The 3,649-nt window shown below is 42.8% G+C and carries 9 protein-coding genes; all 9 read left to right on the top strand.

Annotated elements, in window-relative coordinates; genetic code table 11:
* Positions 1-236: 50S ribosomal protein L16 (gene rplP, locus ACKTT2_RS00250; RefSeq protein WP_407882794.1), on the top strand; the 236-nt coding region annotated here is incomplete at its 5' end.
* A 3-nt stretch (positions 237-239) separates the two neighbouring features.
* On the top strand, positions 240-473 hold the full coding sequence (rpmC, locus tag ACKTT2_RS00245; RefSeq protein WP_407882792.1) for a 50S ribosomal protein L29: 234 nt from the start codon (positions 240-242) through the stop codon (positions 471-473).
* 5 nt (positions 474-478) lie between these two features.
* Positions 479-739 (top strand): 30S ribosomal protein S17, encoded by a 261-nt coding sequence (gene rpsQ, locus ACKTT2_RS00240; protein WP_407882790.1) that lies wholly within the window; start codon positions 479-481, stop codon positions 737-739.
* A gap of 39 nt (positions 740-778) precedes the next feature.
* Positions 779-1,147, top strand: a complete 369-nt coding sequence (gene rplN, locus ACKTT2_RS00235; RefSeq protein WP_038080300.1) for a 50S ribosomal protein L14 — start codon at positions 779-781, stop codon at positions 1,145-1,147.
* On the top strand, positions 1,147-1,500 hold the full coding sequence (gene rplX, locus ACKTT2_RS00230; RefSeq protein WP_407882787.1) for a 50S ribosomal protein L24: 354 nt from the start codon (positions 1,147-1,149) through the stop codon (positions 1,498-1,500). Before rplN ends, rplX begins: the two co-directional genes overlap by 1 nt.
* 124 nt (positions 1,501-1,624) lie before the next feature.
* Positions 1,625-2,173: a 50S ribosomal protein L5 gene (rplE, locus tag ACKTT2_RS00225; protein WP_407882785.1), complete on the top strand. Its 549-nt coding sequence runs from the start codon at positions 1,625-1,627 to the stop codon at positions 2,171-2,173.
* Between the two features lie 20 nt (positions 2,174-2,193).
* On the top strand, positions 2,194-2,595 hold the full coding sequence (rpsH, locus tag ACKTT2_RS00220) for a 30S ribosomal protein S8 (protein ID WP_038080309.1): 402 nt from the start codon (positions 2,194-2,196) through the stop codon (positions 2,593-2,595).
* Between the two features lie 105 nt (positions 2,596-2,700).
* Complete coding sequence (gene rplF, locus ACKTT2_RS00215) at positions 2,701-3,246, top strand: 50S ribosomal protein L6 (RefSeq protein WP_407882782.1); 546 nt, start codon at positions 2,701-2,703, stop codon at positions 3,244-3,246.
* Positions 3,247-3,248: 2 nt separating this feature from the next.
* Positions 3,249-3,611: a 50S ribosomal protein L18 gene (gene rplR, locus ACKTT2_RS00210; protein WP_407882780.1), complete on the top strand. Its 363-nt coding sequence runs from the start codon at positions 3,249-3,251 to the stop codon at positions 3,609-3,611.
* Positions 3,612-3,649: the final 38 nt, after the last annotated feature.

The raw sequence follows: 3,649 nt of genomic DNA, 5'->3' as shown, positions 1-3,649 counted from the left end.
GGATTCGTATTTTCCCTGATAAACCCGTTACCATGCGTCCAGCAGAAACACGTATGGGTTCCGGTAAAGGTTCTCCAGAGTTTTGGGTAGCTGTTGTGAAACCGGGCAGAATTTTATTTGAAATTGCTGGTGTAACAGAAGAAATTGCTCGCGAAGCCATGCGATTGGCGGCTTACAAGTTGCCTATTAAAACTAAGTTCATCAAACGCTCTGAAGAAGAGCAACAGCAGGTGTAAGTTATGGCTCTTCCTAAAATATCAGAAGCAAGAGAATTAACTGACGAACAATTGGCTCAAGAAATTCTCGACGTAAAAAAACAACTGTTTCAACTGCGCTTGCAAAAAGCCACTAGACAGTTAGAAAAACCCCACCTATTCAGACACGCCCGACATCGCTTAGCTCAATTACTGACAGTAGAACACGAGCGCAAGCGGGCTTCTGAAAGTCAAGAAAAGAGTGAAGCAGCAGAGTAGGAAATATGGCAGTAAAAGAACGAGTGGGCATGGTCGTGAGCGACAAAATGCAAAAGACGGTAGTCGTTGCCGTAGAAAACCGCTCTCCTCACCCCAAATACGGCAAAACCGTTGTTAAAACAAGACGCTATAAGGCGCACGACGAAGAAAATAAGTGCAAAATAGGCGATCGCGTTCGGATTCAGGAAACTAGACCTCTTAGTAAAACTAAACGCTGGACAGTGGCTGAAATCCTAACCACCAAGAACGCTGAGTTAACGAAATAGTTGTTAGATAGCTAACAACGCATGCAAGGGAGATAAACAGTGATTCAGACCCAAACTTACCTCAATGTCGCAGATAACAGCGGTGCTCGCAAATTGATGTGCATCCGCGTTCTAGGTGCAGGAAACTGCCGCTACGGCTTTGTAGGCGATAAAATTATTGCTGTTGTTAAAGACGCAATTCCTAATATGGCTGTCAAAAAGTCTGATGTTGTGGAAGCAGTGATTGTTCGCACTCGCCACAGCATACGTAGAGATAGCGGGATGAGCATTCGCTTTGACGACAACGCCGCAGTGATTATTAACAAAGACGGTAACCCCAAAGGAACCCGCGTCTTTGGTCCCGTAGCACGAGAACTGCGTGACAAAAACTTTACCAAAATTGTTTCTTTGGCTCCGGAGGTGCTGTAATGGCAACCAAAAAGAAGGAAAAGCCCAAATTTTATAAAATGCACGTCAAAACTGGTGACACCGTACAGGTAATTGCTGGAAAAGACAAGGGCAAGGTGGGTGAAATTATTAAAGCACTCCCCCAAGAGAGTAAAGTCATCGTCAAAGGTGTCAACATTAAAACAAAGCACGTTAAACCCCAACAGGAAGGCGAATCCGGTCGTATTGTTAACCAGGAGTACCCTATCCACAGTTCTAACGTCATGCTTTATTCTACTAAGCAAAACGTTGCCAGTCGTATTTGCTACACTTTCACTGCCGAAGGTAAGAAAGTTAGAATGCTAAAGAAAACTGGTGAAATTATTGATAAATAAATTATGAATTATGAATTATGAATTATGAATTATAAAACTTTTAATTGAATTCATAATTCAGCATTCATCATTCATCATTCAAACCTTTCCTGACCAAGCCCAGGGAATTTAAGGACAAAAGACTATGGCAGCACCAAGACTGAAAACTGTATACCAAGAGACTATAGTACCCAAACTGATGAAGCAGTTTGAATATACAAACATTCATCAAGTACCAAAGTTGACTAAAGTGACTGTCAACCGAGGTTTAGGGGAGGCATCTCAAAATGCTAAAGCACTAGAAGCGTCTTTAAGCGAAATTGCACTCATTACCGGACAAAAACCTGTAGTGACCCGAGCCAAAAAAGCGATCGCTGGCTTTAAAATTCGTCAAGGAATGCCTGTAGGTATTATGGTTACTCTTAGAGGCGAACGGATGTACGCCTTCTTAGATCGTTTGATCAACCTGACACTACCAAGAATTCGTGACTTTCGCGGTATTAGCCCTAAAAGCTTTGATGGTCGGGGTAATTACACTTTAGGTGTCAGAGAACAATTGATATTTCCGGAAGTCGAGTACGACAGCATCGATCAAATTCGTGGTATGGACATTTCTATCATTACCACAGCAAAAAATGATGAAGAAGGTCGCGCTTTACTAAAAGAAATGGGAATGCCTTTTCGCGAGCAATAAGTTGATTTAAAGAGGAAAAGATGGCGGTAAACGACACAATTGCAGATATGCTGACGCGCATTCGCAATGCCAACATGGCGCGGCATCAAACAACGCACGTGCCATCCACAAAGATGACTCGCAGTATCGCAAAAGTACTGCGGGAAGAAGGTTTTATTTCTGATTTTGAAGAAGTAGGAGAAGGCGTTAAACGCGAACTCACAATCTCCTTAAAGTACAAAGGTAAAAATCGCCAACCCCTAATTACCTCCTTAAAGCGGGTAAGCAAACCTGGTTTGCGAGTTTACTCTAACAAGAAAGAGCTACCACGAGTACTAGGCGGTATTGGCATTGCCATTATTTCCACATCTAGCGGTATCATGACAGACCGGGAAGCACGGCGTCAAAACTTAGGTGGAGAAGTACTTTGCTATGTTTGGTAGATATGGTGTTAGTAGTTAGTAGTTAGTGGTTATTGGTACTTTTTGACAACAACTAACAACTAACAACCAACAACTAACAATTAACAACTAACAAAAGGTAAAGTTATGTCTCGAATTGGTAAACGACCAATTAAAGTTCCCGCAAAAGTAGAAGTGACTGTTGATGGCACAAAGGTAATTGTTAAAGGACCCAAAGGTGAACTTTCTCGCCAATTACCCAGCCAAGTCACAGTTTCCCAAGAGGGAGAAATACTACAGGTGACCCGTCGGGATGATTCCCGTATATGCCGCCAAATGCACGGTTTATCCCGTACTTTGGTTTCCAATATGGTTGAAGGAGTTTCTCAAGGTTTTCAACGCCGTTTAGAAATTCAAGGGGTCGGTTACCGAGCAGCCGTTCAAGGTCGTAACTTGGTTTTGAACATGGGTTATAGCCATCAGGTACAAATTGTTCCCCCAGAAGGAATACAGTTTGCCGTTGAGAACAACACCAACGTTATTGTCAGTGGTTATGACAAAGAAGTGGTAGGCAACATAGCAGCTAAAATTCGCGATGTTCGTCCGCCAGAACCATATAAAGGTAAGGGTATTCGTTACGCCGGTGAAGCCGTCAGACGTAAAGCTGGTAAGACTGGTAAGGGTAAGAAGTAAAAATGAAGAAGACTCGTAAAGAATCAAGGGAACGTCGTCAAAGACGGATTCGCGGCAAAGTCAGTGGAACTGCGGAACGTCCAAGGTTATCTGTATTTCGCTCTCACCAGCATATTTATGCTCAGGTGATTGATGATACACAACATCATACTTTAGTAGCTGCCTCCACTGTAGAACCAGAATTGAAATCTAAATTGTCTTCGGGTGGAAACTGCGACGCTTCCATAGAAGTTGGTAAGTTGATTGCATCTCGTTCTTTGTCTCAGGGGATTGCAAAAGTTGTCTTTGACCGTGGTGGAAACCTTTATCACGGACGTGTTAAAGCACTCGCTGAAGCAGCCCGTGAAGCTGGTTTGGATTTTTAAATTAGTCATTGGTCATTAGTCATTAGTCATTGGTCATT

The organism is Scytonema hankhaensis NUACC26 (assembly GCF_045865695.1).
Classification (GTDB): Bacteria; Cyanobacteriota; Cyanobacteriia; order Cyanobacteriales; family Nostocaceae; genus Scytonema.
The sequence above is the reverse complement of the archived record's forward strand: the minus strand, read 5'-3'. Positions and strand labels throughout refer to the sequence as shown.

Coding starts and splice junctions, on each gene's coding strand:
- rpmC (WP_407882792.1), top strand. CDS start 240: ATGGCTCTTCCTAAAATATCAGAAGCAAGAGAATTAACTGACGAACAA.
- rpsQ (WP_407882790.1), top strand. CDS start 479: ATGGCAGTAAAAGAACGAGTGGGCATGGTCGTGAGCGACAAAATGCAA.
- rplX (WP_407882787.1), top strand. CDS start 1,147: ATGGCAACCAAAAAGAAGGAAAAGCCCAAATTTTATAAAATGCACGTC.
- rplE (WP_407882785.1), top strand. CDS start 1,625: ATGGCAGCACCAAGACTGAAAACTGTATACCAAGAGACTATAGTACCC.
- rpsH (WP_038080309.1), top strand. CDS start 2,194: ATGGCGGTAAACGACACAATTGCAGATATGCTGACGCGCATTCGCAAT.
- rplF (WP_407882782.1), top strand. CDS start 2,701: ATGTCTCGAATTGGTAAACGACCAATTAAAGTTCCCGCAAAAGTAGAA.
- rplR (WP_407882780.1), top strand. CDS start 3,249: ATGAAGAAGACTCGTAAAGAATCAAGGGAACGTCGTCAAAGACGGATT.